This is a genomic window from Blastococcus litoris (assembly GCF_003075095.1).
GTDB classification, from domain to species: domain Bacteria; phylum Actinomycetota; class Actinomycetes; order Mycobacteriales; family Geodermatophilaceae; genus Blastococcus_B; species Blastococcus_B litoris.
In genome coordinates, this window is the sequence record NZ_QCZF01000013.1 from 1 (window position 1) to 25,321 (window position 25,321).

Annotated in this window: 22 protein-coding genes and 1 riboswitch; of the genes, 12 read left to right on the plus strand and 10 right to left on the minus strand. The window is 74.0% G+C overall.

The window, feature by feature from the left end; genetic code table 11:
- A partial coding sequence (gene cbiE / locus DCS98_RS20835; protein ID WP_116453407.1) for a precorrin-6y C5,15-methyltransferase (decarboxylating) subunit CbiE occupies positions 1 to 525 on the minus strand: 525 nt, incomplete at its 3' end.
- A 51-nt stretch (positions 526 to 576) separates the two neighbouring features.
- Here cbiE and DCS98_RS20840 point away from each other — a divergent pair.
- The 11 genes from DCS98_RS20840 (at position 577) to DCS98_RS20890 (ending at position 12,283) form a co-directional block, all read left to right on the plus strand.
- Positions 577 to 2,088, plus strand: coding sequence for a cobyric acid synthase (locus DCS98_RS20840; protein WP_241038522.1), 1,512 nt, complete (start codon positions 577 to 579; stop codon positions 2,086 to 2,088).
- 66 nt (positions 2,089 to 2,154) lie between these two features.
- Positions 2,155 to 2,227, plus strand: a riboswitch (cobalamin riboswitch).
- A gap of 82 nt (positions 2,228 to 2,309) precedes the next feature.
- A complete protein-coding gene (locus DCS98_RS20845; RefSeq protein ID WP_116453409.1) occupies positions 2,310 to 4,301 on the plus strand; it encodes a putative cobaltochelatase in 1,992 nt (663 codons plus the stop codon).
- Complete coding sequence (cobO, locus tag DCS98_RS20850; RefSeq protein WP_116453410.1) at positions 4,301 to 4,915, plus strand: cob(I)yrinic acid a,c-diamide adenosyltransferase; 615 nt, start codon at positions 4,301 to 4,303, stop codon at positions 4,913 to 4,915. The genes DCS98_RS20845 and cobO overlap by 1 nt, the downstream gene beginning before the upstream one ends.
- A complete protein-coding gene (locus tag DCS98_RS20855) occupies positions 4,912 to 6,306 on the plus strand; it encodes a cobyrinic acid a,c-diamide synthase CobB (protein WP_241038523.1) in 1,395 nt (464 codons plus the stop codon). The genes cobO and DCS98_RS20855 overlap by 4 nt, the downstream gene beginning before the upstream one ends.
- Positions 6,293 to 6,976, plus strand: coding sequence for an energy-coupling factor ABC transporter permease (locus DCS98_RS20860; RefSeq protein ID WP_116453412.1), 684 nt, complete (start codon positions 6,293 to 6,295; stop codon positions 6,974 to 6,976). Before DCS98_RS20855 ends, DCS98_RS20860 begins: the two co-directional genes overlap by 14 nt.
- The gene (locus DCS98_RS20865; RefSeq protein WP_116453413.1) at positions 6,973 to 7,269 is read left to right on the plus strand and encodes an energy-coupling factor ABC transporter substrate-binding protein; all 297 of its coding nucleotides are present in this window, start codon (positions 6,973 to 6,975) and stop codon (positions 7,267 to 7,269) included. The genes DCS98_RS20860 and DCS98_RS20865 overlap by 4 nt, the downstream gene beginning before the upstream one ends.
- The gene (gene cbiQ, locus DCS98_RS20870; RefSeq protein ID WP_116453414.1) at positions 7,266 to 8,003 is read left to right on the plus strand and encodes a cobalt ECF transporter T component CbiQ; all 738 of its coding nucleotides are present in this window, start codon (positions 7,266 to 7,268) and stop codon (positions 8,001 to 8,003) included. The genes DCS98_RS20865 and cbiQ overlap by 4 nt, the downstream gene beginning before the upstream one ends.
- A complete protein-coding gene (locus tag DCS98_RS20875; RefSeq protein WP_116453415.1) occupies positions 8,000 to 8,848 on the plus strand; it encodes an energy-coupling factor ABC transporter ATP-binding protein in 849 nt (282 codons plus the stop codon). Before cbiQ ends, DCS98_RS20875 begins: the two co-directional genes overlap by 4 nt.
- Positions 8,845 to 9,201, plus strand: a complete 357-nt coding sequence (locus DCS98_RS20880; RefSeq protein WP_116453416.1) for a cobalamin biosynthesis protein — start codon at positions 8,845 to 8,847, stop codon at positions 9,199 to 9,201. The genes DCS98_RS20875 and DCS98_RS20880 overlap by 4 nt, the downstream gene beginning before the upstream one ends.
- Positions 9,198 to 10,967, plus strand: a complete 1,770-nt coding sequence (cobC, locus tag DCS98_RS23760) for an Rv2231c family histidinol phosphate aminotransferase CobC (RefSeq protein ID WP_164704691.1) — start codon at positions 9,198 to 9,200, stop codon at positions 10,965 to 10,967. The genes DCS98_RS20880 and cobC overlap by 4 nt, the downstream gene beginning before the upstream one ends.
- An 80-nt stretch (positions 10,968 to 11,047) precedes the next feature.
- Complete coding sequence (locus tag DCS98_RS20890) at positions 11,048 to 12,283, plus strand: 3-deoxy-7-phosphoheptulonate synthase (protein ID WP_116453417.1); 1,236 nt, start codon at positions 11,048 to 11,050, stop codon at positions 12,281 to 12,283.
- Between the two features lie 4 nt (positions 12,284 to 12,287).
- Here the strand turns inward: DCS98_RS20890 and helR are convergent, their stop codons facing one another.
- On the minus strand, positions 12,288 to 14,498 hold the full coding sequence (gene helR / locus DCS98_RS20895) for an RNA polymerase recycling motor ATPase HelR (RefSeq protein WP_116453418.1): 2,211 nt from the start codon (positions 14,496 to 14,498) through the stop codon (positions 12,288 to 12,290).
- 366 nt (positions 14,499 to 14,864) lie between these two features.
- Here helR and DCS98_RS20900 point away from each other — a divergent pair, with 366 nt between their 5' ends.
- Positions 14,865 to 16,007: a site-specific integrase gene (locus tag DCS98_RS20900; protein ID WP_116453419.1), complete on the plus strand. Its 1,143-nt coding sequence runs from the start codon at positions 14,865 to 14,867 to the stop codon at positions 16,005 to 16,007.
- Positions 16,008 to 16,492: 485 nt separating this feature from the next.
- Here DCS98_RS20900 and DCS98_RS20905 read toward each other — a convergent pair whose 3' ends face one another.
- The 8 genes from DCS98_RS20905 to DCS98_RS20940 form a co-directional block, all read right to left on the minus strand.
- Positions 16,493 to 17,956 carry an NADH-quinone oxidoreductase subunit N gene (locus tag DCS98_RS20905; protein ID WP_206340378.1) on the minus strand — a complete coding sequence of 488 codons (1,464 nt, stop codon included), beginning with the start codon at positions 17,954 to 17,956 and terminating at the stop codon, positions 16,493 to 16,495.
- 8 nt (positions 17,957 to 17,964) lie between these two features.
- The gene (locus DCS98_RS20910) at positions 17,965 to 19,587 is read right to left on the minus strand and encodes a complex I subunit 4 family protein (RefSeq protein WP_241038526.1); all 1,623 of its coding nucleotides are present in this window, start codon (positions 19,585 to 19,587) and stop codon (positions 17,965 to 17,967) included.
- Positions 19,584 to 21,455 (minus strand): proton-conducting transporter transmembrane domain-containing protein, encoded by a 1,872-nt coding sequence (locus tag DCS98_RS20915; protein WP_116453421.1) that lies wholly within the window; start codon positions 21,453 to 21,455, stop codon positions 19,584 to 19,586. The genes DCS98_RS20910 and DCS98_RS20915 overlap by 4 nt, the downstream gene beginning before the upstream one ends.
- Entirely contained in the window at positions 21,452 to 21,769 is a 318-nt protein-coding gene (locus DCS98_RS20920) for an NADH-quinone oxidoreductase subunit NuoK (protein WP_116453422.1), read from the minus strand. Before DCS98_RS20920 ends, DCS98_RS20915 begins: the two co-directional genes overlap by 4 nt.
- Positions 21,766 to 22,341 carry an NADH-quinone oxidoreductase subunit J gene (locus DCS98_RS20925; RefSeq protein WP_116453468.1) on the minus strand — a complete coding sequence of 192 codons (576 nt, stop codon included), beginning with the start codon at positions 22,339 to 22,341 and terminating at the stop codon, positions 21,766 to 21,768. Before DCS98_RS20925 ends, DCS98_RS20920 begins: the two co-directional genes overlap by 4 nt.
- A 22-nt stretch (positions 22,342 to 22,363) precedes the next feature.
- Complete coding sequence (locus DCS98_RS20930) at positions 22,364 to 23,203, minus strand: complex I subunit 1 family protein (RefSeq protein WP_241038552.1); 840 nt, start codon at positions 23,201 to 23,203, stop codon at positions 22,364 to 22,366.
- Between the two features lie 94 nt (positions 23,204 to 23,297).
- The gene (locus DCS98_RS23165; protein WP_164704692.1) at positions 23,298 to 23,915 is read right to left on the minus strand and encodes a hypothetical protein; all 618 of its coding nucleotides are present in this window, start codon (positions 23,913 to 23,915) and stop codon (positions 23,298 to 23,300) included.
- 1,016 nt (positions 23,916 to 24,931) lie between these two features.
- A complete protein-coding gene (locus DCS98_RS20940) occupies positions 24,932 to 25,273 on the minus strand; it encodes an NADH-quinone oxidoreductase subunit A (protein ID WP_116453425.1) in 342 nt (113 codons plus the stop codon).
- Between the last annotated feature and the right edge of the window lie 48 nt (positions 25,274 to 25,321).

Sequence of the window (25,321 nt, forward strand, 5' to 3'; positions counted from 1 at the left end):
CCCGCTGGCGCCGAAGCCGCGGGCGGTCAGCAGGGCGGCGACCTGCGCCGGGGTCCCGCCGTCCGACCCGAGGACGAGCAGCCGGCGACCGGGCTGCACGTGCGGGTGCAGCAGCTCGACGGGGCGGCCGACCAGGGTGACCACGGTGGTGTCCTCGACCGGCCAGCCCAGGCGCGCGCAGGCCAGCGACACCGACGACGGCGCCGGCAGCACCCGCACGCGGTCGGCGCCCAGCAGCCGGGTGAGCGTCGTGCCGATGCCCGACAGCATCGGGTCCCCGCTGGCCAGCACCACGACCGCGCGTCCGGCGAATCCCTCCACCAGCCCGGGCAGCGCCTCGCTCAGCGCGGACGGCCAGGGCACCCGCTCGGCGCCGACGGAGCCGGGCACGAGGCGCAGCTGGCGGGCGCTGCCCAGCAGCACCCCGGCGCGCTCGACCTCCGCGCGGGAGGCGGCCGCGAGCCCGTCCCAGCCGTCGGCGCCGATGCCGACGACGACGAGTCGCGACGAGCGGTCGGCAGGCACGGGCGCCGATCCTAGGGAGGCGCTCCGACGGCGGTCGGCATCATGTCCGCCGTGAGCACCAGCGGAACCCGTGGCGCGTTGCTCGTCGCGGGCACGACGTCCGACGCCGGCAAGTCGGTCGTGACCGCCGGCATCTGCCGCTGGCTGGTGCGCCAGGGCGTGTCCGTGGCGCCGTTCAAGGCGCAGAACATGAGCAACAACTCGATGGTCACCGCCGACGGCGCCGAGATCGGCCGGGCGCAGGTCATGCAGGCGGCGGCCGCCCGCGTCGAGCCCGAGGCCGCGATGAACCCGGTGCTGCTCAAGCCCGGCGGGGACGACGCCAGCCAGGTCGTGGTCATGGGCCGGCCGGTCGCCGACGTGACCGCGCTGTCCTACCGCCCGATGAAGGCCGCCCTCCTCGAGCAGGTGCTCGCCTCGCTGGCCGACCTGCGCTCGCGGTTCGACGTCGTCGTCTGCGAGGGCGCGGGCTCCCCCACCGAGATCAACCTGCGCGCCGACGACATCGCCAACATGGGGCTGGCCACCGCCGCGGACCTGCCGGTGCTCGTCGTCGGCGACATCGACCGGGGCGGCGTCTTCCCGGCGCTCTACGGCACGGTCGCCCTCATGCCGCCGGCCGACCAGCGGCTGGTCGCCGGCTTCCTGGTCAACAAGTTCCGCGGCGACGTCCGGCTGCTCCGTCCGGGCCTGGTCGAGCTGGAGCGGCTCACCGGGCGGCCGACGTTCGGCGTCCTGCCCTGGCTGCCCGGGGCCGCGGTCGACGTCGAGGACTCCCTCGACGTACCGGTGGCGTCGTCCGGCGGCAGCCCGCACGGCGAGGACGTGCTCCGGGTGTCGGTCGCCCGGCTCCCCCGGCTGTCCAACTTCACCGACCTCGACGCGCTCGCCGCCGAGCCCGGCGTGCTGGTCCGCTACGCCACCCGCCCCGAGGAGCTCGGCGACGCCGACCTGGTGGTGCTGCCGGGCACGCGCGCGACCGTCGCCGACCTCGGCTGGCTCCGCGAGAGCGGCCTGGCCGAGGCCGTCGCCCGGCACGCAGCCGGGGGCCGCCCGGTGCTGGGCATCTGCGGCGGCCACCAGATGCTCGCCCGCACCATCACCGACGAGGTCGAGTCACGGGCCGGCACGGTCGCAGGGCTCGGCCTGCTGCCCGGCGACGTGCGTTTCGCGCGGGAGAAGACCCTCGGCCGTCCGACCGGGACAGCGCTGGGCGAGGTGGTCCACGGCTACGAGATCCACCACGGCGTCGTCGCGGTCGACGACGAGGCGGAGCCGTTCCTGGACGGCGCCCGGTCCGGCTCGGTCTTCGGCACCACCTGGCACGGCGCCCTGGAGAACGACGGCTTCCGGCGGGCCTTCCTCACCGAGGTCGCGGCCGTCGCCGACCGCCGGTTCGTCGCGGCCCCGGACACCGACTTCGCCGCCGTCCGCGAGCAGCGGCTGGACCGGCTGGGCGACCTGATCGCCGAGCACGCCGACACCGACGCGCTGTGGCGGCTGATCGAGGGCGGCGCGCCCGCCGGGCTCCCGCTCCTCCCGCCGGGGTCGGCCGCCCGCTGACCCGAGGGGGCTGTCGGCGCCGGGACCGGCTGTGGTCTGATGACCGCGCCACACGCGACGGCAGTGGAGGAAGCCCGGTGAGAATCCGGCGCGGTCCCGCCACTGTGAGCCGGCCCCCGGGCCGGTGAGTCAGGAACTCCCGCCGTCGCGCTCCTGCCACCTCCGGGCGTGGACACCCGGGGAGAGGACTGCGCCATGCGCGGCTGCCCGGTCAGCGACTCGTGAACTTCCCCTTCGGCGCCGTCGTCGGCATGGACGACATGCGGCTGGCCCTCGTGCTCAACGCCGTCTCCCCGGCGGTCGGCGGCGTGCTGGTGCGCGGCGAGAAGGGCACCGCCAAGTCGACGGCGGTGCGGGCGCTCGCCGCCGTCCTGCCGCCGGTCGACGTCGTCGCCGGCTGCCGCTTCGCCTGCGACCCGGCCGCCCCCGACCCGGCGTGCCCGGACGGCCCGCACGACACCGGCGCCCCGGGCCTCACCCGCCCCGCGCGGCTGGTGGAGCTGCCGGTCGGCGCCTCGGAGGACCGCGTCGTCGGCGCGCTCGACCTCGAGCGGGCGCTCACCGAGGGCGTCAAGGCGTTCGAGCCGGGCCTGCTCGCGGCCGCTCACCGGGGCGTGCTCTACGTCGACGAGGTCAACCTTCTGCACGACCACCTGGTCGACCTGCTCCTGGACGCCGCCGCGATGGGCACCGCATACGTGGAGCGGGAGGGTGTGTCGGTGCGGCACGCCGCGCGGTTCCTGCTGGTCGGGACGATGAACCCCGAGGAGGGCGAGCTCCGGCCCCAGCTGCTGGACCGGTTCGGGCTCACCGTCCAGGTCGCCGCCCCACGGGATCCCGACCTGCGCGCCGAGGTCGTCCGCCGGCGCTTCGCCTTCGACGCCGACCCCGTGGGGTTCTCCGCTCGGTGGGCCGCCGAGGAGTCGGGGCTGTCCGAGCGCATCGCCGCAGCCCGGGCGCGCCTGCCGCACGTCGTGCTCCCCGACGACGCCCTCCGCCAGGTCACCGCCGTCTGCGCCGCGTTCGACGTCGACGGCCTGCGCGCCGACCTGGTCACCGCCCGCGCCGCGCTGGCCTACGCCGCCTGGTGCGGACGCGACGAGGTGACCGAGGAGGACGTCCGGGCCGCCGCCCGGCTCGCGCTCCCCCACCGGCGCCGGCGCAACCCGTTCGACGCCCCCGGGTTGGACGACTCCACGCTGGACCAGGCGCTCTCCGACGCGCGCCCGGACGACCCGACCGACCCCGACGACGACGGCCCGGGCACCGGCGGCACCCCCGAGGGCCCCGACGGCCGGAGTGACCACGATGGCCCCGACGGCGAGCCGACGACGGCACCGCGGGGTGAGGGGGGCGGGCACGCCGATGCCTCCCCCGCGCCGGACCGTGCGGCGGCCGCGCCCACCGACCCGTTCCGCACCCGCCGGCTCGAGGTGCCCGGCATCGGCGCGGGCGCGTCCGGCCGCCGGTCCCGCGCCCGCAGCGAGCGCGGCCGGGTCGTCGGCTCGGTCCGCCCGTCGGGCACCGTCACGAAGCTGCACCTGACCGGCACCGTGCTGGCCGCCGCGCCGCACCAGGTGGCCCGCGGCCGCACCGGTCCCGGCCTGCGGATCGCCCGCGAGGACCTGCGTCAGGCCACCCTCGAGGGCCGCGAGGGCAACCTCGTCCTGTTCGTCGTCGACGCCAGCGGGTCGATGGGCTCGCGCTCGCGGATGGGCGCGGTGAAGGGCGCCGTCCTCTCGCTGCTGCTGGACGCCTACCAGCGGCGGGACAAGGTCGGCCTGGTCACCTTCCGCGGCACCGACGCCGAGCTGGCGCTGCCGCCGACCTGGTCGGTGGAGGCCGCCGCCGCCCGCCTCGCGGACCTGCCCACCGGAGGCCGCACACCGCTGGCCGCCGGGCTGCTGCGGGCGCACGAGGTGCTGCGCGTCGAGCGGGTCCGCGACCCGCAGCGCCGCCCGTTGCTGGTCGTCGTCACCGACGGCCGCGCCACCGGCGCGCGAGGCGGCGGCTCGCTCGCCGACGCGCACGCCGCGGCCGGGCTGCTCGCCGCGAGCGGCACGGCGGCCGTCGTCGTGGACTGCGAGTCGGGGCCGGTGCGGCTCGGCCTGGCGGCCACGCTGGGCGCGCACCTCGGTGCGGAGACGCTCCGCCTCGAGGAGCTGGCCGCCGACTCGCTCGCCGCGACGGTGCGCAGCGCAAGGGCAGCCTGATGCCGCAGGGACAGGTCACCGCCGTCCCGGACGACGGGCTCACCACCCGCCAGCGCCGCAACCGCCCGCTGCTCGCCGTGCACACCGGCGAGATGAAGGGCAAGTCCACCGCCGCCTTCGGCATGGCCATGCGCGCCTGGAACCAGGGCTGGTCGATCGCGGTCTACCAGTTCGTCAAGAGCGCCAAGTGGAAGGTCGGCGAGGAGAACGCGCTGACCGCGCTGGGCCGCCTGCACGAGCAGAGCGGCGAGGGCGGCCCGGTGGTCTGGCACAAGATGGGCAGCGGCTGGAGCTGGTCGCGCCGGCAGGGCACCGAGGTCGACCACGCCGCCGACGCCGCCGAGGGCTGGGCGCAGATCAAGCGCGACCTGGCCGCGCAGGCGCACCGCTTCTACGTGCTCGACGAGTTCACCTACCCCCTGACGTGGGGCTGGGTCGACATCGAGGACGTCGTGGAGACGCTGACGAACCGGCCGGGCAGCCAGCACGTCGTGATCACCGGCCGCGACGCCCACCCCCGCCTCGTCGAGATCGCCGACCTGGTCGTCGAGATGACCAAGGTCAAGCACCCGATGGACGCGGGCCAGAAGGGTCAGCGGGGGATCGAGTGGTGAGCAGGGGCGGGCGGGGGATGGCACGGCTGGTCGTCGCCGCGCCGTCGAGCAACGCGGGCAAGACCTCGGTCGCCACCGGCCTGATCGCCGCGCTCACCCACCGCGGGCTCACCGTCTCCCCGCACAAGGTCGGCCCCGACTACATCGACCCCGGCTACCACGGGCTCGCCGCCGGGCGTCCCGGCCGCAACCTCGACCCCTGGCTGGTCGGCGAGGAGCGCGTCGCGCCGCTGTTCCTGCACGGGGCGCGCGGCTCCGACCTGGCCGTCGTCGAGGGGGTCATGGGCCTGTTCGACGGCGCCACGCACCCCTCGGTCGAGCCGGGCTTCGCCTCGACCGCGCACGTCGCAGCCCTTCTCCGGGCACCCGTGGTTCTGGTCGTCGACGCCTCGTCGCAGGCCCGCAGCGTCGCCGCGCTCGTGCACGGGTTCGCCACCTTCGACCCCGGGGTGCGGCTGGGCGGGGTGGTCCTCAACCGGGTCGGCACCGACCGGCACGAGGCGATCCTGCGCGGGGCGCTGGACGCCGCCGGGGTCCCGGTCCTCGGCGCGATCCGCCGGCTCGACCAGCTGCACACGCCGTCCCGGCACCTGGGGCTGGTCCCGGCGGCCGAGCGCTCCGCCGAGGCGGTCGCCACCGTCGACCGGCTGGCCCACGTGGTGGCCGACGGGGTCGACCTGGACGCCGTCCTCGCCCTGGCCCGCTCCGCTCCCCCGCTGACCGCGGCGCCGTGGGAACCGGCGGCCGAGGTGCCGGTGGTGGCCGGCCGGCCGCGGATCGCCGTCGCGGGCGGGCCGGCGTTCACCTTCGGCTACGCGGAGAACGCCGAGCTGCTGGAGGCGGCCGGTGCCGAGGTGGTGACGGTCGACCCGCTCCGCGACGAGGCCCTCCCGGAGGGGACGGCGGGGCTCGTCGTCGGCGGCGGCTTCCCCGAGGTCTACGCCGCGGAGCTGTCGGCCAACGAACCCCTGCGGGCCGACGTCGCCGCGCTCGCCGCCCGGGGAGCGCCGGTCGCGGCCGAGTGCGCGGGGCTGCTCTACCTCGCCCGCGAGCTCGACGGCGTCCCGATGTGCGGCGTCCTCGACGTCGCGGCCGCGATGTCGCCCCGGCTCACCCTCGGCTACCGGGCGGCGGTCGCGCCGGCCGATTCCGTGCTCGCCGCCGCTGGCACCCGGGTGCGCGGGCACGAGTTCCACCGCACGCACGCCGAGCCCGGTGCCGGCACGACGCCGGCCTGGCAGTGGTCGAGCGCCGGACCGGAGGGCTTCGTCACCGGTGGGGTCCACGCCTCCTACCTGCACCTGCACTGGGCCGGATCCCCGGGGCTGGCCGCCCGGTTCGCCGCCGCGGCCGCGCGGCTTCCGCAAGGGGTGCAGCATGCACATCGCTGAGGGGTTCCTGCCGGCACCGCACGCCGTCGGCTGGACGCTGGTCGCAGCGCCGTTCGTCGTCCACGGCGCCCGCGCGGTGGTGACAGAGGTGCGGGAGAACCCGGAGTCGACCCTGCTGCTCGGGGCGGCCGGCGCGTTCACCTTCGTGCTGAGCGCGATCAAGCTGCCCTCGGTCACCGGCAGCTCCAGCCACCCGACCGGCACCGGGGCCGGAGCGATCCTCTTCCGGCCACCGGTCATGGCGCTGCTGGGCACCGTCGTGCTGCTGTTCCAGGCGCTGCTGCTCGCCCACGGCGGGCTGACCACGCTCGGTGCCAACGCCTTCGCGTTCGCCGTCGTCGGCCCCTGGGCCGGGTACGGCGCCTACCGGCTCACCCGAGCGCTGGGCGGCGGGCTCCTGCCCGGGGTGTTCGCCGGCATGGTGCTCGCCGACCTCGCCACCTACGTCACGACGTCGCTGCAGCTGGCGCTCGCCTTCCCCGATGCGAGCAGCGGGCTCGCCGGTGCCGCGGCGAAGTTCCTCGGCGTCTTCGCCGTCACCCAGATCCCCCTCGCGATCGGTGAGGGCCTGCTCGGGGTCCTGCTGTTCCGGGTGCTCACCGTCAACGCGCGGCCCGAGCTGGAACGCCTCGGCCTGCTGCGGCCCGCACCCGCCGGAGACGCCGCGTGAACCGGCGGGTGGTGGTCAACGTGCTGCTGGTCGTCGCCGTCGTCGCGCTGTTCGCGGTCCCCCTGCTCGTCGACGGCGGCGCCTCCGAGTACGGCGGCACCGACGCCGCCGTCACCGAGGAGCTCGAGGCCGACGGCTACACGCCGTGGTTCGACTCGCTGTTCAGCCCGTCCGGCGAGGTGGAGTCGGGGCTCTTCGCGCTCCAGGCCGCCGTCGGCGGCGGGGTGCTCGGTTACGTCCTCGGGCGGCTGCGGGGACGGCGCCTGGCGCAGGAACCGGAGGCGTCGCCGTGACCGGCCTGGCGGTCGACGACGCCGCCTGGGCCAGCGCCTGGCGGCACCGCTCCCCCGGCGACAAGCTGCTGCTCTGCGGCGGACTCGTGGTGTGCGCACTGCTGCTCCCGACCTGGCCGGGCAGCCTGCTCGTCGGCCTGGCCGCGGTCGGGCTGGCGCTCGGGCCCGCCCGGGTGCCGGCGCGGACGTTCCTGCGGGCGGTGCGGCTGCCGGCCGCCTTCGTCGCCGTCGGCGCCGTGACCGCCGTGGTCTCGGTGTCCGGCGGCGGCCTGGGCTGGGCGCCCGACGCCGCGGCCCGCGCCGGGTCGCTGGCCGGCCACTCCCTCGCCGGCGGGGCCGCCGTCCTGCTCCTGGCCACGACGACGCCGATGTCGGACCTGCTGCCCGCACTGCGCCGGCTCCGCGTGCCCGCGGCCGTGGTCGAGGTGGCCGCGGTCGTCTACCGCCTGCTGTTCGTGCTGCTGGAGAGCCTGCGCACCATCCGCGAGGCGCAGACCGCCCGGATGGGCCACTCGTCGCTGCGCCGCTCCTACCGCTCGTCCGGGCTGCTGGCCGCCGCGGTGCTCACCCGCTCCTGGGACCGCGCCCGGCGGATGCAGGAGGGCCTCGCCGGCCGGGGCATGGAGGCGGGCCTGCGGGTGCTGCCCGAGGTCCTGCCGTCGTCCCGGGCCTTCCTGGCCTGCTCGCTCGCCGGGCTGGCCGCGCTCACCGCCACGAGCGTGGTGGTCGCGTGAGCCACCGGACGCTGACCGCCGCCGACCTCGTCGCCGGCTACGAGCGGGGCCACCCCGTGCTGGACGGCGCCTCGCTGACCGTCCCCGCCGGGCGCCGGCTCGCCGTGCTCGGCGCCAACGGCTCGGGCAAGACGACCCTGCTGCGCTGCCTCTCCGGGGCGCTGCGGCCCACGGGGGGCCGGGTCGCCGTCGACGGCGTGCCGCTGGTGCACTCCCGCTCCGGGCTACGCGCACACCGGCAGGAGGTGCAGCTCGTGCTCCAGGACCCCGACGACCAGCTGTTCAGCGCCTCCGTCGCGCAGGACGTGTCGTTCGGGCCGCTCAACCTGGGGCTCCCCGAGGACGACGTCCGGACGCGGGTGGCCGAGGCGCTGGAGCTGCTCGCCGTCGACGCCCTCGCCGGCCGGCCCACCCACCAGCTCTCGTACGGCGAGCGCAAGCGGGTCGCGATCGCCGGCGCCGTGGCGATGCGCCCCTGCGTCCTGCTGCTCGACGAGCCGACCGCCGGCCTGGACCCCTCGGCGGTCGCCGAGACCCTCGCCGCGCTCGCCCGCCTGCGGGAGCACGGTTCGACCGTCGTCATGAGCACCCACGACGTCGACCTGGCGCTGCGCTGGGCCGACGACGTCGCCGTCGTCGTGGACCGCAGGGTGGTGCAGGGCGCGCCCGGCGACCTGCTCGGCGACGACGCGCTGCTCGCCCGGGCCCGGCTGGAGCGACCGTGGGCGCTGACCCTCGGTGCCCGGCTGCGGGCGCTCGGCCTGCTCCCCGACGACGCCGCCCTGCCGCGCGACGTCCCCGGGCTGCTGTCCGCCCTGCCCGACCGCCCGGGGGTGCCGACGTGACCGTCGTGGGCATCGGCACCACCTCGGGCGTCGGAGCCGACGAGGTGCTCGCCGCGGTCGACGCCGTCCTCCCGCCCGGCAGCACCGACGTGCGGCTGGCGACGCTGGACGTCCGGGCGGCCGAGATCGGGGTGGTGGCGGCCGCAGCCACCCGAGGCTGGCCACTGACCGGGCACCCCGCGGCGGAGCTCGCCCGCGTCCCGGTGCCTTCGCCGTCCGGACGGGTCGCCGCCCGGGTCGGGACGCCGTCGGTGGCCGAGGCCGCGGCTCTCCTCGGCGGCGGGACGCTCGTGGTGCCGAAGACGGTGCACGGCCGGGTGACGGTGGCGGTGGTCGTGGAGGGAACGCGGTGACCGATCTGCGTCACCACGGCGACGCCGAGGTCGGGCCCGGGCTCGTCGACCTCGCCGTGAACGTCCGCGCCGACGCGCCGCCCGCCTGGCTGCGCGCGGTCCTGCACGACGCGCTCGACCGGAGCGCGGCCTATCCGGACGCCGGTCCCGCCCGGGCCGCCGTCGCCGCAGCACACGGCCGTGACCCCGCCGAGGTGCTGCTGACCGCCGGGGCGGCGGAGACGTTCACCCTCGTGGCCCGGGCGCTCGCGCCGAGGCGCGCCGTCGTCGTCCACCCGTCCTTCACGGAGCCGGAGGCTGCGCTGCGCGCGGCCGGGCACCCGGTCCAGCGGCTGCTCCTGCGGGCCGAGGACGGGTACCGGCTCGACCCCGACGCCGTCCCGGACGACGCCGACCTCGTCGTCCTCGGCAACCCGACCAACCCCACCTCGGTCCTGCACCCTGCGGCGCTGGTCGCGAAGCTGGTTCGGCCCGGCCGCCTGGTGGTGGTCGACGAGGCGTTCGCCGACACGGTCCCGGGCGAACCCGAGTCGCTGGCCGGGCTGGCCGACCTCTCCGGCCTCCTCGTGGTGCGCAGCCTGACCAAGACCTGGGGGCTGGCCGGCCTGCGGGTCGGCTACGCCCTCGGGGCGCCCGACCTGGTCGCCGCGCTCGCGGCCCAGCAACCGCACTGGCCGGTGTCCACCCCGGCGCTGGCCGCCCTGACCGCCTGCTCCACGCCGGCCGCGCGGGCGGAGGCCGAGGCCGGCGCCCGGGACCTGGCTGCGGACCGGGCCGCCCTGCTGGCCGCGCTGCCCACCGGGGTCGTGGTCGAGGGGCGGCCGGAGTCGTCGTTCGTGCTGCTCCGCGTGCCCGGCGGCGCGCGGGTCCGGGAGCGGCTGCGCGACCTCGGGTGGGCGGTGCGCCGCGGGGACACCTTCCCCGGGCTGACGTCCGACCACCTCCGCGTCGCCGTCCGCGACCCGGGGACCTCGCGCGCCTTCGCGGCGGCGCTGACCGACGTGCTCGGTGGGCGACCCGGGTCCTCCGCGCCAGGACGACCCGGGCGGGTGGTGCTCGTCGGTGGCGGGCCGGGCGATCCGGGACTCCTCACCGTGCGGGGGCGGCAGGCGCTGGCCGAGGCCGACGTGGTCGTCGCCGACCACCTCGCGCCGCAGGAGGTGCTCTCGTGGCTGGCCCCGCACGTCGAGGTCGTCGACGCCTCGAAGCTGCCGCGGGGCCGGGCGATGGCGCAGGAACGGATCAACGGGCTCCTGGTCGAGCACGCCCGCGCCGGGCGGCGGGTCGTCCGCCTCAAGGGCGGCGACCCGTTCGTCTTCGGGCGTGGCATGGAGGAGGTCGAGGCGTGCACGGCCGCCGGCGTGCCGGTCGAGGTGGTGCCGGGGGTGACCAGCGCCGTCGCCGTCCCGGCGCTGGCCGGCGTGCCGGTGACGCACCGGGGGCTCACCCACGAGTTCGTCGTCGTGTCCGGCCACGTGCCGCCGGACCACCCCTCGTCGCTGGTCGACTGGGCAGCGCTGGGCCGGCTGCGCGGGACCCTCGTCGTCCTGATGGGCGTCGAGACCGCGCCGGCCATCGCCGCCGCGCTGGTCGCGCACGGCCGCGCGCCGGACACCCCGGTGGCCGTCGTCGTGGAGGGCGCGAGCGACCGGCAGCGGGTGCTCCGGACGACGCTCGACGGGCTGGCCGCCACCATGGCCCGCGAGGCGGTGCGGCCGCCGGCGGTGTGGGTGGTGGGCGACGTCGTGGACCTCACGGCCGCCTGAGCCGCCCGCGCCCCGGGGCGCTCCCGCGCCGGATGGGAGACTGCACGTCGTCCGACCGCCGCCCGAGGAGCACACCCGCGATGGCCCAGCACGTCGACCCGCCGGCCGACCGGATCCTCGAGGTCTCGGCACGCATCGCCGACCACCTGCTCGACGTGCAGCGCCAGGTGAACCGGCGGATCGACGAGATGCACGCGGAGCTGCTGCCGGGCGTCCGTGAGCAGCTCGGCCTGGCCGACACCCAGACGGTGGACGTGGCCGGGCTGATGAACGCCCGGATCGCCGGCCAGAGCCTCGTCGTCACCCCGGAGGCGGTGGCGTCGGTGGTCCCGCTGTCGGAGGAGTCGGCCGCCACCACCCGGGCCGGCCGGCGGGACATGACCGCGATCATCGGCGAGGAGGACGACCGGCTCGCCGTCATCGCCGGGCCCTGCTCCATCCACGACCCGGCGGCCACGATCGAGTACGCCGGCTTCCTGCGGGAGATGCGGGGCCGCTACGCCGACGACCTCGAGATCGTCATGCGGACCTACACCGAGAAGCCGCGCACCGAGGTGGACTGGAAGGGCTTCGCCTACGACCCCTACCTCGACGGGTCCAACCGGATCAGCGTCGGGCTGGTCGCCACCCGCATGCTGATGTGCCGGATCACCGGGCTCGGCGTCCCCGTGGCGGCCGAGCCGCTCAACGCGCTGACGCCGCAGTACGTCGACGGGCTGGTGACCTACAACGGCGTCGGCGCGCGGAACGTCACCGACCAGACCGCGCGCGAGCGGGTCTCCGGCTTCTCCGCCGTCGTCGGCTTCAAGAACTCGCCGGAGGGCAGCATCGACGCCGCGATCTCGGCGGTCATCGCGGCGCGCGCGGCGCACGAGTTCCTCGGCGTCGACCGGCACGGCATCTCCGCCCAGCTGTCGACGACGGGCAACGACACCGGTCACGTCATCCTGCGCGGCGACAAGGACGGCCCGAACTACTCCGCCGCGCACGTCGCCGACACCCGGGCCAAGCTGCGGGCGCGGGGCCTGCCCGAGGTCCTGGTCGTCGACGCCTCGCACGGCAACAGCCAGAAGAACCACCTGCGGCAGATCGACGTCGTGAAGGACCTCGCCGGCCAGATCGCGGGCGGCGAGACGGCGATCCGCGGCGTGATGATCGAGAGCAACCTCGTCGCCGGCCGGCAGGACCTCGACCAGGAGCACCCCGAGGCGCTGGTGTACGGCACGAGCGTCACCGACGCCTGCGTCGACCTCGACACCACCGCCGCCCTCTTCGAGGAGCTCGCGGGCGCGGCGCGGGTCCGCCGCGCCGGCTGACCGGTCAGCTCGTCAGGACGACCAGCCGCTGCGTCGCCCGCGTCATCGCGACGTAGCGGTCCACCGCACCCTCGATGCCGGTGCCGAACGACTCCGGGTCGACCAGCACGACGAGGTCGAACTCGAGGCCCTTCGCCAGCACGGGGGTCAGCGACCGGACGCGGGACGTCGGCCGGAACGCCGGGGCGCCGATGACGCAGGCGGTGCCCTCGGGGTGCTCGGCCAGCCAGCTGCCGACGACCACCTCCAGGTCGCCGGCCGCGCCGTGCGCGACGGGGATGCCGCTGCTGCGGATGGAGGTCGGCACGTTGGCGTCGGGCAGCGCGGCCCGGATGACCGGTTCCGCCTCCGCCATGACCTCCTCCGGCGTGCGGTAGTTGATCGTCAGGGACGCCACGTGGACCCGGTCGAGCCCGACCCGCGCCAGCCGCTCCTGCCACGACTCGGTGAACCCGTGCCGTGCCTGCGCGCGGTCGCCGACGATCGTGAAGCTCCGGGACGGGCAGCGCTGCAGCAGCATCTGCCACTCGGCGTCGGTGAGCTCCTGCGCCTCGTCCACCACGACGTGCGCGAACGGGCCGGCGAGCACGTCGGGGGCGGCGGTGGGCAGCGCGGCGTCGTCCACCAGGGCGCCCCGCAGGTCCTGCCCGCGCAGCATCGACATGATCATCATGTCGGAGTCGTCGGTCGCGATCAGGTCGGAGACGACGTCGGCCATCCTCAGCCGGTCGGCGGCCACGACGGCTTCCTGGCGTCGGCGGCGGCGGGACACCTCCGGGTCACCCAGCCGCAGCCGCGCCGCGTCCAGGAGGGGCAGGTCGGCGACCGTCCAGGCGGCCGGTTCGGCGCGCTGGAGCAGCGCGACCTCGCCGGCGGAGAGCCACGGTGCGCACCGCCGCAGGTACGCGGGCACCGACCAGAGGTCCGCGACGAGATCGGCGGGCTCGAGCAGCGGCCAGGCCCGGCCGAAGGCCCGCACGAGGTCGCGGTTGGCGGCCAGCGACCGCCGGTAGCCCGCGTCCGGGTCGTCCCGCGCGAGGCCGTAGGCGTCGAAGTCGTCGTCGGCCCCGGGGCCGTCGTCCTCGTCGTCCAGCTCGTGCCGGAGCTTGTCCACGAGGATGCGCAGCAGCGCCTCCCACACCTGGTCGCGGGCCTCGTTGTGCTGCGCGCCCGGATCGCGGGCGCCGAACGCCTCGGCCCAGTCGCCGGCGTCGAGCGGCACGGTGGCCCACGGCGTGACGACCTCCAGGCGTCCGGTCGGCGGCTCCTCGTAGAAGCGCACCGCCGCCTCGACCGCCTCCGGCCAGAGCGCGGACGACTTCAGCCGGGCGACGTCGGGGTCGGTCTCCGGCACGGCGACGGCGCCCTCGGGGACCAGGTCCCGCAGGGTGCACGTCGGCACCCCCTCCTCCCCGAGGCTGGGCAGGACGTCGGCGACGTAGGCCAGGTAGGGCTCGTGCGGGCCGACGAACAACACCCCGCCGCGGTGGTGCCCCAGGCGGGAGTCCGCGTAGAGCAGGTAGGCGGTGCGGTGCAGGGCGACGACGGTCTTCCCGGTCCCCGGGCCCCCGTCGACGACCAGGGCGCCGCCGGACCCCGCCCGGATGATCGCGTCCTGGTCGGACTGGATGGTGCCCAGGACGTCGCGCATCCGGGCCGACCTGGTGCTGCCCAGGCTGGCGATGAAGGCCGACTGGTCGTCGAGCGCGGCGGCGTGTCCGGCGAACCCCTCGGCCGTGAACACCTCGTCCCAGTAGTCGGTGACGCGTCCGCGGGTCCAGCGGTACCGGCGGCGGGCGGCCAGACCCATCGGGTCGGCGTGCGTGGCGCCGAAGAACGGCTCGGCAGCCGGGGAGCGCCAGTCCAGCAGCAGCCGCCGTCCGGCGCTGTCGGTGAGGCCGAGCCGCCCGACGAACACCGGCGCGGAGCCGTCCGCGGGGTCCATGCGGCCCAGGCACAGGTCGAGGCCGAACCGGCGGAGAGTGCGCAGGCGCCCGGTCAGCCGGTGGACCTCGAGGTCGCGGTCCAGCGCCTCCTGCCCGGTGCCGCCGGGCGCACGACGCTCCACGTCGAGGCGCTGGGACAGCTCGGCGATCGTCTCCTGCAGGCTCTCCGCGATGACGGCGAAGTGCTGCTCGTCGGCCGCGATCAGGGCCGGGTCGTCCTTGGCGGAGAGGTGGTCGGGAAGGGCGAAGACGCTGGTCAGACCGTTCACGACGAGCGAGTGTGCGGCCGGACCGGGGTCTTGCCGCAAGCCCCCGGCTGCGCTATACGTTGAAGTGGGAACGGAGGTGGGTGCTCCCCCGTCCCCATCCGCTGACCGACCGCGGCACGGCGCCCATCACCGACGAAGGCCCCCGACCGAGTTGCTACTGGTCGAGGGCCTGGATGGCTCCCCCGACTGGACTTGAACCAGTAACCCTGCGATTGTCTGGTCGCGTGCCTCCGCTGGTCACTCTGAATCGCCGAGTCTGCCCTCTGACCTGCCATTAGCCGTCGGAGTAAGGCACCTTTGGAGACCCTTCCACACCCTTGGTGACCCCGATTTCCTGGGGGTTAAATGGGGCTATGGTGCGGTGGCATGGGACGTCCCCCGCTGGCTCTGGGCACCGCCGGCGCCATCCGCTGCTACAAGACTGGCACCGGCTACCGCGCCCGCGTCCTCGTCCGTGACCTCGACGGCGCGGTGCGCGCCGTCGAACGGCGCGGACCCACCAAGGCCGCCGCGGAGCGGGCACTGAAGTCGGCCCTGCGTGATCGAGTGCCCGGTGGCGCTGGCGGCGACATTGCTGCCGACAGCCGCGTGTCGGCACTCGCCGAAACCTGGTACGCCGGGCTGGCCGACCTGTCACCGGTAACCATGCAGGCCTATCGCGACCGGCTCGATCGGCAGATTCTGCCCGGGCTGGGTCAGCTTCGGGTCCGTGAGCTCAGTGTCGGCGTCCTCGACCGACACCTGCGGCTCATCGCCGATAAGCACGGCACCGCCACCGCCCGAACCTGTCGCTCCGTGCTGTCCGGCATGTGCGCATTGGCCGCACGCCACGACGCCCTTGCCCACAATCCCGTGCGGGCCGTCGGCCCCGTCCGTGGCGGCCCGAGAAGGGCTCCGCGTGCGCTGTCACTCCCTGAACTGCGACAGCTTCGCGCCGCACTCACGTACGACGACAGGGCGATCGCTCGCGACCTGCCCGACCTGGTCGGCTTCCTCATGGCCACCGGGCTGCGCATCGGCGAGGCATGCGGTCTGGCGTGGAACGCCGTGGACCTGGAGGTCAGCGTGATAGAGGTCCGGGCGGCGGCGATCCGCGTTCGGGGACAAGGACTCGTCGTGAAGTCGACGAAGACCGACGCCGGCACGCGGAGCCTCCAACTACCGCGCTGGTGTGTGGCGAACCTGCGCGAACGCGCCTCGTCGCTTGACCTGCCGGTCAAGGACCTTGGCGCGCAACCGGTCTTTCCCGCTCCCTTGGGCGGCTGGCGCGATCCCTCAAACACTCAGGCCGACCTGAGGGATGCCTTCACCACCGCCGGATTCGACTGGGTCACGTCGCATGTCTTCCGGAAGACGGTTGCCACCCTGATGGACCACGCCGGCCTTTCTTCGCGCGCAGCGGCCGACCAACTGGGCCACGCCAACACGTCCATGACCAGCGACGTCTACTTCGGTCGGAAGATCGCAGCAACAGGCGCGGCGGCGGTTCTCGAGGCATTGGACGCATAGACGGTGGACGTTCCAGAAGGCGACCTGAGGGCGAGCTGCCGAGCCGCGGATCTTTCGCCTGAAGTCATTCGGAACCGGCGACCGTCGCAGCCGGGCTCGAAGTCCTTGAAGCCTGGTACACATCAGCGTGCCCCGTCCGGCCGGAGACAGAGGGTTCTCCGAACCTAGGGCGCTTCGACCGGACGGGGTCAGCCTGCAGGAACATTGCCGGTGAGGTCGCTCCCACGGGTGGATGATCCGGCCGCGCGCGGCCGCGAACACGACAACGGACCCCAGAGGCGACTCGAAGAAGCGGTGGGTGCGTCGCCTAAAAGGCGGCTTCAGGGACGCCAGCCGTTTCCCGGCTCGCCGATGTTCGGTGCCTCCCTCAGCTCGGGTTCCCGGCATGTCACCACCCGCCGAGACGGCCCCCCGCCCGGGGGGGCCATCGGGCCAAGCATCAGGGCCATCACTCGCACCGCGGGCTGGCCGTGGGTCCCCAGCGCTCACCCCGGTACGACGAGGGCCAACCAAACGCCCGCACCGACGCCGAGGAGCACTGAGACGAGTGCCGCTGCATGGAGGACGACAAGAGGGGCGGTGGCAGTCCGGCGGCGCAGCTTCGTCGCTCCCCCAGGCTCCCCCGGTTCTGCGGTGCCAGGCGACTCCAACTGGCCTGAGCTTGCAGCAGGCGCGATCCAGCGGAGGTAGTAGAAGAGGCTGGCCACGGTGTTCACCGCGGCGAGGACCACGAGCCAGATTAGTGCGCCGTCCCAGGCAGCACTGAACACCGCCAGCTTGCCGACGAAGACCGCTGTGGGGGGCGTGCCGACGAGGCCGAGGAGGCACACGACCAGGCTGACGACTGCCCACCGGTTCCGGCGGGCCGCTGCCGCCCACTCGCGGATCGAGCGGGCTTCGGGAAAGGCGGCGACTGCCGCGAAGGCGCCGAGGTTCGTGAGGGCGTAGCCGGCGAGGTAGATGGCCAACGCCGGAACGGCCAGGTCGGTACGTCCGGCGACCGCCACCACCATGAACAGGTACCCGACCTGGCTGACCGTCGAGTACGCGAGCAGGCGAAGGACGTCGGTCTGGTTGAAGGCGGCGAGGTTACCCAGCGTCATGCTCAGCGCGGCGATGACCGCCACCAGCAGAGACAGGTCGAGCGAGACGCCGGCGAACGGCTCGGCCAATAGCCGGAAGGCGGCGGCCACGGCGCCGACCTTGGGGATCGTGGTGATGTACGCGGCCATCGCCGGCGTGGTTCCGGCGGTGACGTCGGGAACCCAGAAGTGCACCGGGACGGCGCCTGCCTTGAAGCCGACGCCGGCAAGGACGCCGATGACGCCCATCGCGAGCAAGGCGACTGGGGCCTCCGGGAGAAGCGTGGCCAGATCGGGGTAGCCCGTGGTGCCGGTGGCCAGGACCAGAGACGTGACCCCGATCATCATGAGCACACCGACGAAGGCCCCCATGAGGTAGTACTTCAGCGTCGCCTCGGTGCCCGACGAGTCCTTGGCGAACCCGGCAAGGGCGTACAGCGGAATGCTGGCCAATAGGTAGGCGGCGACCAGGAGCAGCAGGTCGCCACTGGCCGCGAGCGCGATGGTGCCCAGGGCGCCCAAGACCATGAGGACGTAAGCCTCCGTCTCCCGAGGATGTCCTGCGAGCGACGAGGAGGAGAGGACGACGGCCACCGCCGCGGACAGCGCGACCACGATCCGGACGGTCTCGGTGGTGCCGTCGATGACCCAGGTCTCCTCGAACACCCGTGTCGCGGTGTCATCGAGCGCCAGGACCGCTACGGCCGCGCTCGCCACGCAGGAGAGGATGACAACCGCGCGCACCCGCCACTGCCGGTGCTGTGGGGTCCACAGCCCCAGCAGCAGCCCGCCGACCGCACCGAGGAGCAGCAGGAGCTCCGGCAGCAGTGCCAGCGCCTCCTCCCCCGCGCCGGTCATCCCGCCCATCGGGTCGTTCACCGGGCCACCAACTGCGCCACCGCCTCCGCGGCCGGCTCGATGACGTCCAACAATGCGCGCGGGAATAGTCCCAGCAGCACGGCCAGTACGAGAAGCGGGACGATGGCCGCCAGTTCGGAGCCGTCCACGTCACGCATTCCCGTGTCCGTGCGCGATCGCACGGCGGTCGCCGTCGCGCTGTCCGCGGTCGGGGAGGACGACCGCGCCGCGTCTGCTCCCTCGTCGTCCGGGCTGCTGTCGTCGAGGGCCGCCGGGACGACGGTCGGTCCGGTGAGCAGGCGCTGCAGTGCCACCAGGAACAGACCGGCCGTTACCAGGATGCCCGTCACGGCGAGCACGGCCCCGACCGGTGCAGCCTGCAGAGCTCCGGTGAAAATCTGGAACTCGGCGATGAAGCTGACGAAGCCCGGCAGTCCCAGAGAGCCGAACGCGGCCACCGCCAGCAGCGCCGCGAACACCGGCGCCGGCCGGCCGAGCCCGCCCCAGCGGTCGAAGGCGTAGGTCCGCCCGCGCGACCACAGCACCCCGCTGAGCAGGAAGAGCGCGCCGGTGAGCAGGCCGTGGCCGACCATCTGGTAGACGGCGCCCACCATGGCGACGGTGCGGGACTGCTCGTCGGCCGATCCGACCAGGCCGGCGGCCCCGAGCCCGAGGAGGACGTACCCCATGTGGTTGACCGAGGTGTAGGCGATCATCCGCTTGACGTTGGTCTGTGCCAGGGCGACGAAGGCGCCCCACAGCACGCTGAAGACTCCGACGACGACCACGACCATGGCCCAGCGCTGCCAGGCGTCAGGCAGGATCGGCATCGCGATGCGGACGAAACCGTAGGTGCCCAGCTTCAGCAGGATCCCGGCGAGGATGGCCGATCCGGCGGCAGGCGCGTCGGTGTGCGCGTCGGGCAGCCAGGTGTGAAACGGGACCAGCGGTGTCTTGACCGCCAGGCCCAGCCCGATGGCCAGAAGGACGAGACCGCCGGCCAGCGGGGAGTCGGTCAGCGGGGGGTTCTGGGCGAGCGCGACCATGTCGAACGTCCGCTCCTCGCTGCCGAGGAACAGCCCGATGAAGCCGACGAGCAGGGCGAGTGACCCCACGAAGGTGTAGAGGAAGAACTTCAACGCGCTGCGCCGGGCGTCACCGTGCCCCCACCCGGCGATGATGAAGTACATCCCGACGATCGTCAGGTCGAAGAAGACGAAGAACAGGATCAGATCCAGCGCCGCGAACGTGCCCATGCAGGCCGTCTGCAGGAAGAGGAAGAGCGCGGCCTGCGTGCGCGGGCGGTCCGGCTCGCGCAGCGACCAGATGGCACAGGCCAGGAAGAGCACGCCCGTCAGGGCCAACAGCGGCAGCGACAAGCCGTCGACGCCGATGTGAAACCCGGCGTCGACCGTCGGGATCCACCGAACGTCCACCTCGTAAGCGATATCGCCGACGACGCCGGTGGCGCCCTGACCGGGGTCGTACCGCCACCACATCCAGGCCACGAGAGCCAGGTCGGCGACCGAGGCCGCTATCCACAGCCGGACGGCCGCGCGACCGGTCAGCGCGGGAATCGCCAAGAGCACGACGGCGACAGCCAGGGGCAACAGGATTCCTACGGTCAGCAGCACGGTCACCTCACGATCAGGAGGAAGGCGAGCAGGACGCCAACGCCGGCGACCGCCTGGACGTAGTACTGGTGCAGCAGCCCGGTCTGCGGACGGCGGGCGGCTGCACCTGCCCGTCGGAAGGCGCGCGCCGTGCCGCGGACGGCGCCGTCGATCACGCCGGTGTCGGCCCGCGCGAATACGGCGGCGGCCCGGGTGACCCCTCGTGCGACGCCGCGCACGGCGCCGTCGATGACGCGGTCGTCCACGGCGGCGGCCGCTCGGGCCACCGCCATTGCCGGCGCCGGCGACAACAGTCGCCGCAGGCCGGCCCAGAAGCCGAGCGGGCCGCGCTCAAGGGCCCTGGCCACGCCGGGCCGCGCCCGGACCACGACAACCGACACCGCGAACGCGGCGACCGCCAGGACACCGCCCAACAGGAGGCCGGCGGGGTCCACCGGTTGCGCCTCGACACCGAGCACGTCCTCGAGCGCACCGGCCACCGCGGGCAACGCCAGCGCCCCGAGGCCGGCTGCCGCGATCGCGAACACGGCAGCTGTGGCGGTGGCCGGCATCCTGACCCGCCGGGTGCCGGGCTCCTCGTCGTCGAGCTGCTCCTCACCGGTGGACGGGGCGAGGACGATCGTGACGATCTTCGCGGCGTACACCGCCGAGAGGACTGCGGCCGCGAGGGCAACCAGGTACAGCGGTGCGCTGTCGACCCCCGCGAGCACGCCCTCCTTGGTCGCCCACAGGGACAGCGGGGGGACCCCGGCCAGCGCCAGCGCTGCCACGGTGGCCGCGGCGCCGACCCCCGGATAGCGTCGTGCGGCACCGCGCAGTCCGGGGAGCTGCTTGGTGCCGAGCGCGGTCAGCCACGATCCCGCGGCGACGAACAGGCCGGCCTTGACCGCAGCGTGCGCGACCAGCTGCCCTGTGCCCCCCGCGGTAGCGCCGACTCCGGCGGCGAGGACGACGAAGCCGATCTGCGCCGCGGTGCTGGCCGCGAGCAGTTGCTTGAGGTCCCGCTGGGCCACGGCGACCGCGCCGAGAACCAGCGCGGTGAGGGCGCCGGCCCAGGCAGCGGCAGTGGCCGCCCACCCGGCGTCCGCCAGGAGAGGCTGTGTCCGGAGCAGAAGGTAGCCGCCGGCCGCGACCATGGTGGCCGAGTGGAGCAGGGCACTCACCGGGCTGGGCCCCGACATCGCGCCGGAGATCCACGCCGAGAAGGGCAGCTGTGCGGACTTGCCCAGCGCTGCGAGCAGCACACCGGCGGCGGCCAGGTCGAGCCAGCCGCCGCCGGCGGCCCCCAGGTCCTCGAGGACCAGTCCTCCCGTCCCGGCGAGTGCCGCACCGGCTGCGACGTAGAGCCCGAGGTCGCCGGCGCGGGTGGTGAGGAATGCGCGGGTGCCGTCGTTGAGCTTGCCCGGGTCCCGCCACTGGTACCCGATCAGCGCGTACGAGGTCGCCCCCATCACCTCCCACGACAGAAGCAGCGCCGGGAAAGTGGTGGCGGTGACCGTGGCCAGCATCGCCGCGATGAAGAGCAGGAAGTATCCGAAGAAGCGGGCGCGGGCCGCCTTCGGCGGAAGGTCGACGACGGCGAAAACGGTGGTCAACAGCCCCACGGTGGCGACGAGGACCACGAGGACGGCGGACAGCCCGTCGACGGCGAGCCCCAGCTCCCCGCCCCTCACGATCCCCAGGAACGGGGCCGCGAGCCGGGGACGGGCAGCGGCGACGACCACCGCTGAGGCGAGGGCACCGGCGGTGACCAGCACGGCGGCCGGACCGGCAGCGCGATCGGCACGCCGGCCCATGAGGAGCAACAGCACCCCGAGCGTGGCCGGCAGGAGAACGAGAACCCCCAGCGCGCTCGTCGCCAGAGTTCCGCTCATCCGCGCAGGTCCGCGGCCATGTCGACCATGTCCACCTGACGTGCCCGGTAGATGGCCACGGTCACAGCGAATCCCATGGCCATCTCCACCGCCATGACGACGAGGGCGACGACGACCAGCATCTGCGCGTCCGGCAACTCCGGGGCCAGGAAGTACCAGGCCGCTCCCCCGGCGAGAAGGACGCCGTTGAGGAGGAGTTCGAGGCCCATCATGACCATCACGATCGACTGCTGTGACAGGGCTCCGAAGAGTCCGACCCCCATGAGGCCGGCGGCAACGGTGAGCACGATCTGGAGGACGACCTCGGCCGTCATCGCGGCAACCCTCCCGGCACCGGGTCGTCCGGCCGCTTCGCAGTGAGGTCCGCGCCGAAGCGGTCGTAGCGACCGCGCGCAGTGGCAAGGACGGTGCCGGCCAGGATCGTGGCGAACAGTCCGATGCCGATGACCAGCATGACCAGCATGTGACTGCCCATGATGGCTTCGCCCAGCTGACGGGTGCTGTCCTCCGGCCGCTCGGCCCGCCCGACCGGCCAGTCCACCGTCCAGATCCCCACCACCAGGACGACGAACGCGACGGCGCCTGTGATGGCCGAACCGCGGGCGTTGTGCACCATCGTCATCGGCATGAGCCCGGCAGGGTTCATCATGAACATGATCATGAAGACCGCCATGATCGCCATCTCGATGGTCATCATCAGCGCGGTGACCACGGCGAGATACACCAAGTCGAAGGCCAGCAGCACGCCGGCCACCGCCAGGAACGAGCCCAGAAGCGCGAACGTCGCCCGGGCCATGGAGTCCACGACGAAGACGGCGATCCCCGCTGCCACCGACAGCACGCCGAGCAGCACGATGGCCGCCAGAGCCCAGCTCGAGAGTTCCATCAGCACGCTTCCTCCTTCCCCATCAGGCCGCGTAGAAACCGGAGAGCAGGAGCACGGCGACGACGAGCGCCTGGAGCAGCGTCAGTGGCACCAGAACGGTCCACGCGACCTCGACCACTCGATCGGGGCGCAGCACCGGGAGTCGCCGGCCGACCCAGACGAGAGCGATAACGACCGCGACGGTCTTCAGGAGGTGCCACATCAGGCCAGGAAGCACGGGCCCGGACCCGCCGCCGAGGAAGAGCGCGGCCGCCATGGCAGCGGTAGCACCGAGGAAGATCGCGCGGCCGGCCTCGACGAGGAGTCGGTCGACGCCCGAAAGCTCCGAGGTCACCCCGCCGGCGATGTCGGATCCCGTCGGCGCGCCGAACGGCCCCCAGAACGCGAACGCGGCGGCACTGGCGAGGAACACCACGAACGCCACCGGCATCGACGCCACGAACCACAGCCCTTCCTGCGCGGAGACGATGTCCGCCGTCCGCAGGGACCCGGCCGCCACCCCGACTGCGATCAGCGAGAACATCAACGGGAGCTCGTACGCCAGTCCCTGAGCCAGGAACCGGTATCCGCCGTTCAGCGCGTGCACCGCGTTCGGTCCCCATCCGACCAACCAGACGGCGGCCCACAGCAGCGCTTCCATGGCGTTGAACCAGACGAGGTCCGCGTCGGTGGACCACAGCGTGCGGCCGCCGACCGGAACCACCGCCAACGACAGGACCGCCAGGACCGGGACGGCTGTGACGCCCAGCCGCCACAACAACGCGTCCGGGGCGAGTGTTGCGCGCCGCTGTTCCAGGAGCAGGCGGACGCTCGAGCGCGCCGGCTCGATGACCGCGCGCGCCCCCCTGCCAGAGAGCACCATCTGGTCCACCACGGCTACGACGAGGCCCAACGCCGGACCCGCCAGCGCGACGACGAGTACGGCGGGAAGGAGTCCCCACGCCGCGACAGCGGTCTCAGGCACGGACGGCCTCCGGCTCAGCGTGCGCCACCGACCGCTGTAGCTCGAGACTGGCGACGACGAGGCGTGCGGCGGCCACTTCCGCGCCCTGGAGCAGGGGTGCGGCCTCGTCGAGGGACAGCACGCGGAACCTCGTTTCGGTGACGCCGTCGGCGATGTCGCACCAGCGGAGCAGCCTGTCGACCACGTCGCTCGTCGTGCCGTCCGGGTCGGTCAGCTGGCCGATTCCTCGAAGGGACCACGCCAAGGTCCGTGACCGTCGCAGTCGCCGGAGCACACGCCGAGCCCGCCGCTCACCCGCAGCCCGCTCGCGGGGATCGGACGAGGCGAGGCCGTCCCGGGCCTGGCGGAGCTCCCGCGCAGCCGTCGGCCATCCCGCCACCGACAGCAGGGAGCCGAGGTGGTCGAGGGCCGCCGGGCGCAGGGCCACGCGCTCGTCGGAGCCGACGTCCTCGCCCGCATCGAGCCAGCTGAGCTCGGCGCGGGTGACGACGTCCCCCTGCAACTGCGCCCGCATCTGCAAGCCTGCGGGCCAGTCCGGGAGGATGGGTCCCAAGGAGACGCGCAGGAGGTCCAACTGCAGGCCGTCCCGGTCCGGCGCGGTGTCAGCCATGGGGAGGCCGGCGACTTCACCTCCGTGCTGCATGTGGTGACCACCGTTACCGCCACCCATGCCCGAGTGGTCCATGCCCCCGTGACCGGAGTGGTTCATGCCCCCGTGACCCGAGTCGTCCATCTCCCCGTGACCCGAGTGGTCCATCTCCCCGTGACCCGAGTGGTCCACGCCCCCGTGACCGGAGTGGTCCATCTCCCCGTGACCGGAGTGGTCCATGTCCCCGTGACCCGAATGGTTCGTCCCCGTCATCGCACCGTGGCCCGAGTCGTCCATCCCCTCGTGACCCGAGTGGTCCATGCCCCCGTGACCCGAATGGTTCGTCCCCGTCATCGCACCGTGGCCCGAGTCGTCCATCCCCTCGTGACTCGAGGGGTCCACGTTCCCGTGACCCGAGTGGTCCACGCCCCCGTGACCGGAGTGGTCCATCTCCCCGTGGCTCGAGTGGTCCATGTCCCCGTGACCCGAGTGGTCCATCTCCCCGTGACCCGAGTGGTCCATGTCCCCATGACCCGAGTGGTTCATCCCCGTCATCGCACCGTGGCCGGGGTGGTCCATCCCGGCCATCGCACCGTGGCCGGCGTGGTCCCTGCCCCCGGGAGGCGAGCCGTCCATCCCCGTCATCGCACCGTGACCCGAGCGATCCATCGGCACAGGTCCGTCCGGCCGCGGAGCTTCCTCGGCGGTGACGCTGCCCGACTCGGCCTCGTGCTGCGATGAAGTGGCGAGGTCGCGGACCGCCGCGGTCAGGCGTTCCCCGATGTCTTCTCCGGGCAGCAGGCTGACGCGGTGCCGAGGGCGGGGGATCTGCTTCCACACGGTGTCGACGGCGTCGGAGAGCTCGGGACCGGGCGCGCCGATCACCACGAGCACATCGGCGCCGGACGGCGAGAGAGCCTGCGTCCATCCCCGGCGATCGAGCTCCGCCTCCACCCTCCAACGCAACGCGCGATTACCAGGGGCGTCGATCAGCAGAACCCGCGGAGAGGCGAGAGACCAAGCGCGGAGCCGGCCGATCACGCCCACCGGAGGGCGCCTTCCCGCCAGACGTAGACCACACCGACGAGTAGCACGGCGAGGAAGCCGAACATCTCGACCACGGCTCCGGGCCCCATGTCGGCCACCACCACTGCCCAGGGGTACATGAAGATCATCTCCATGTCGAAGGCCAGGAACAGGATCGTGATCGCGTACCAGCGAGCGTGGTACCGGGACACCGCGTGCTGCTGCGGCGCAATCCCTGACTCGAACGGCATGAGACCCGTGACCAAGCGCGCCCTGCCCAACAGGGACGACAGGCCGTAGAGGGTGCCGACGAGTGCGACCAGCAGTGCGAGGAGCGCGAGTACAGCAGTCACGCCGCTCCTCCTCTCGGCTGTCGGTCACCACTCGGACGCTCGGGCCGT